Source organism: Arthrospira sp. PCC 8006, assembly GCF_046480465.1.
GTDB lineage: Bacteria > Cyanobacteriota > Cyanobacteriia > Cyanobacteriales > Microcoleaceae > Limnospira > Limnospira platensis.
Map to the genome: position 1 here is coordinate 1 of NZ_PKGG01000334.1, position 3,777 is coordinate 3,777.

At 48.0% G+C, this 3,777-nt stretch carries 4 protein-coding genes and 1 pseudogene; all 5 read left to right on the forward strand.

Features of this window, described 5'->3' with window-relative positions; all coding sequences use genetic code 11:
- Nucleotides 1-537 (forward strand): N-6 DNA methylase (locus B9T16_RS26665; RefSeq protein WP_410246173.1); only part of this gene is annotated, 537 nt, incomplete at its 5' end.
- The gene (locus B9T16_RS26670) at nt 527-838 is read left to right on the forward strand and encodes a DUF1016 N-terminal domain-containing protein (RefSeq protein WP_410246174.1); all 312 of its coding nucleotides are present in this window, start codon (nt 527-529) and stop codon (nt 836-838) included. The genes B9T16_RS26665 and B9T16_RS26670, both read left to right, overlap by 11 nt.
- On the forward strand, nt 831-1,142 hold the full coding sequence (locus B9T16_RS26675) for a nucleotidyltransferase family protein (protein ID WP_006616260.1): 312 nt from the start codon (nt 831-833) through the stop codon (nt 1,140-1,142). The genes B9T16_RS26670 and B9T16_RS26675 overlap by 8 nt, the downstream gene beginning before the upstream one ends.
- Before the next feature lie 430 nt (nt 1,143-1,572).
- Nucleotides 1,573-1,765 (forward strand): annotated as a pseudogene (locus tag B9T16_RS26680) (hypothetical protein); the annotation flags it as partial.
- A gap of 696 nt (nt 1,766-2,461) precedes the next feature.
- Nucleotides 2,462-3,628 (forward strand): group II intron reverse transcriptase, encoded by a 1,167-nt coding sequence (locus B9T16_RS26685; protein WP_014274444.1) that lies wholly within the window; start codon nt 2,462-2,464, stop codon nt 3,626-3,628.
- Nucleotides 3,629-3,777: the final 149 nt, after the last annotated feature.

Below are 3,777 nucleotides of genomic sequence, written 5' to 3' on the forward strand. Positions count from 1 at the left end.
CAGCAGAGCGGCGAGGGGGAGATCCGCAAGGCTATGATTGAGGGGGATGCGATCGACTGCATGATTGCCTTGCCGGGGCAGTTGTTTTATTCGACCCAGATTCCGGCTTGTCTGTGGTTTTTGGCAAAGGATAAGTCAAACGGCATCGCGCGGGATAAGAAGTTAAGAGACCGCCGGCGGGAGATCCTGTTTATTGATGCCCGCAAGTTGGGCTACATGGTGGACAGAACCCGGCGGGAGTTTAGCGATGAGGACGTGGCGCAGATTGCGGATACCTACCACCACTGGCGAGAAGGGAGCCGTTATGAGGATGTGCCGGGGTTCTGTAAGTCTGCCAGTTTAGACGACATCCGGGGGCATAACTACGTGCTGACACCGGGGCGGTATGTGGGGGCGGCGGCGGCTGAGGAAGACGACGTGCCCTTTGAGGAGCGGATGGCGGAATTGACGGGGAAGCTGGGGGAACAGTTTAAGGAGTCGGCACGGCTGGAGGCGGCGATTCGGGAGAATTTGCGAGGGTTGGGCTATGACTTTTGAGAGGATGCCAGAAGGTTATGGCGCGTTGCCCGCTGACCTGAAGCAGCGGATGCGATCGGCTCAGGTGCGGGCGGATCTGGCGGTTAACCGAGAGTTGGTTTTGTTGTATTGGCAAATTGGGCGGGAAATTTTAGCACGGCAGGCTCAGGAGGGCTGGGGCGCAAAGGTGATTACTCCCCTTCTTGCCCGGTATCAGCAGGAGTTACCGCAGGAGTTGCGGGCGGTTTTGCCCAGTGTGGCGCAGTTGGAGATGGCGTTAAATGAAATTACAGAAGTTGGCGGAGGGGCGAATGATGAGTGACCTAAAAGAAAAACCCAATCTTAATTTACTACGACAAAAACGTGAGGACATTCTCGCTATTGCTCAAAAACACGGAGCAAAGAATGTAAGGATTTTTGGCTCTGTGGCGCGAGGTGAGGCTGATGAGGATAGTGATATTGATTTCTTGATTGACTACGACCTAGAAAAAATTACCCCTTGGTTTCCTGCGGGTTTATTGCTCGATTTGGAGAATTTACTCCAGCGTAAGGTGGATGTGGCTACGGTGGATATGCTGAAAGCCCGCATTAAGGATCGAGTTTTAAGTGAGGCGATCGCTTTATGAGAAAACCAGAGGAGCGCTTACAGGATATTTTAGATGCTATTGAGGCGTGCGAGACGTTTAGGAGTGAAATAGGGCTGCAATGCCTGAAATAACCTCCTAGTGGGACTTCCACCCCTTGGTGGAATATAAGGGATTCGCACCCCTGACCATCCCATAACTATCTATGTGTCTCAACATCTGGCTTCGACAACCAGATAAGGCAGAGAGACTCAAGGTCAAGACTGAGCGAAAAAAAGAGGGGAGTTGTGAACCCCTTGAGTATAACGTAAGGTTGAGAGTAACGGCGGTAGCCACCCCGAGTTTCATGCCTTCCGTTCCCCGCATCAATCTGACGGGTTATGATTTCTCAAACTGGGTGTGGCTACCGCCGTAACTCTCCACTNCGCTCTATCATAGTAGGCTCACAACTTCCTCTGTTCTAACGTTCTGTCTTGACCYTGAGTTCCCTGCCTTGCTTAGATTTCTCCAAGCGTCGGGACATATAAACAGTTATGGGATGGTCTAGGGATAAGAATGAGAGTGCGTCTCCCTATATTTCACCAAGGGGTGAAAGTCCCACTAAGAGGTTATTTCGGGCATTGCAGCCCTATTTCACTCCTAAACGTTTCGCACGAACCCCTTGAGTATAACGTAAGGTTGAGAGTAACGGCGGTAGCCACCCCCAATTTGAGGATTCACACTCAACGGGTTGAAGCGGGGAACGGAAGGCRTAATARAGGAACCTACCTCTCACTCGACCACTGCCAACCATCCATGATTAGGGAAACCGAATGTCCGGCTTGAACCATTGTAATGCGTCAGTAGCGAAATAGGTTGATACGCTGCGCTCAAAAGGGCGAGGGAAAAAAAGTAGGAGGCTGCTATAACTACCTACACAGACCTTTAAAAGTACCCCGGTGGATAGGACAAATCTAAAGATGGAATGCCCGCATAGATGGAACGTTTAAACCCCTTTTAGGCTCTCAAGTGGCAGGATGTACCTGCACAGTAGTGAAAAGTGTAAGCGTATACCTTTAAGGGGAAAGGATGTGACTGAAAGCCAATGCCTAACTGTAATGGTTAGGATATGCCCACTAATCACGGTGTGGATATAGAGACCGCGATAAGTAAGAGTTTAATGGCGAAAGCGAGTTGAAAGACTAACGCAAGCATATAGCTTTGAAAGTTGAGGTCATAAAGCAGGGGGTTGTAACCCTGTTCCCAGTGACAAAAGGGGTATCTACATCAGGAGCCGTGTGCTGGGAAACTCGCGAGCACGGTTTGGAATGGGAGGGGTAGGCTGTGAAGTTTATCTCGACCCCTAACAAAATGCTCTTACCGTGAACCATGATTACCTACTGTCCAAAATTCATTGTCCAAGCAGCCTGAAAAGAGACCTAAAACAATGGTTAAAATCAGGTGTTTTGGACAACGGCGTGTTTGAGGATACAAAAGCAGGGACACCACAAGGAGGGGTAATAAGTCCACTACTAGCCAACATTGCACTGTTGGGAATGGTTGGATTAATAGAAACAGGGTATCCCAAGAAAAAAGGAAAGGTACAAGCCACCTTAATAAGATACGCCGATGATTTTGTAGTGATATCACCATCACTCGAAATTATTGAACAGTGCCAAACTGCTATCTCCGAATGGTTAAAACCTGTTGGACTAGAAATAAAACCTGAAAAGACTCGAATTTGCCACACGCTTAATCCTATTAAGTATGATGGCAAAACAGAGGAACCAGGGTTCGACTTCCTGGGATTCAATATCAGGCAATACCCGGCAGGAAAACATAAAACTGGGAAAAGTCCACATGGGAAACTATTAGGATTCAAAACCCACATTAAACCCAGCCGTAAAGCAGTTAAAGCCCATACAGAAGTGATTAAAGGTGTAATCAAACAACATAAAACAGCACCTCAGTCAGCCCGGATAAGTAAACTAAATCCGATTATTCGGGGATGGTCAAATTATTATTCAGGGGTCGTCTCATCAGAGACCTTCGACAAACTAGATAACACAATCTGGTTAATGTTACGGGCATGGACAGTATCAAGATGCGAAAAGGCAAGTTACGAAAAGCTAAGAAACTATTTCAGACATGGAACGGTTAAACTTAGTAATGGGAAAGAAAGGCATGAATCTTGGTTATTCCAAACCAAAGATGGATTCCAATTCTGGAAACATAATTGGACTCCGATTGTCAGACATACCCTAGTGCGCCCTGACGCAACACCATACGACGGAAATTGGACTTACTGGGCAATCAGGAAGGGACAAGCAATCGACACGCCAACAAGAGTAGCAAAACTACTTAAGAAACAGAAAGGCAGGTGCACCTGGTGTGGGCAATATTTCACCCCATCAGACCTAGCTGAAGTTGACCACATTATACCTCGAAGCCAAGGTGGAAAGGATGAATACAAGAACCTTCAGCTACTACATCGCCACACCCGCGATGATAAAACAGCTCTGGACAATGAGAGGTTGCTGTACTCTTAACAAGGAGGTGCGAAACGTTCAGGCACGCGCATAGGGTTGCAATACCCGAAATAACTGCCCGGTGGGACTTCCACCCCTTGGTGGAATATAGGGAGTCGCTTCCCTGACCATCCCATAACTGTTTATATGTCCCGACGCTTAGAGAAATC

Bases quoted from the DNA above. Each gene is read 5' to 3' on its own strand.
- B9T16_RS26675 (WP_006616260.1), top strand. From the start codon at position 831: ATGAGTGACCTAAAAGAAAAACCCAATCTTAATTTACTACGACAAAAA.
- B9T16_RS26670 (WP_410246174.1), top strand. From the start codon at position 527: ATGACTTTTGAGAGGATGCCAGAAGGTTATGGCGCGTTGCCCGCTGAC.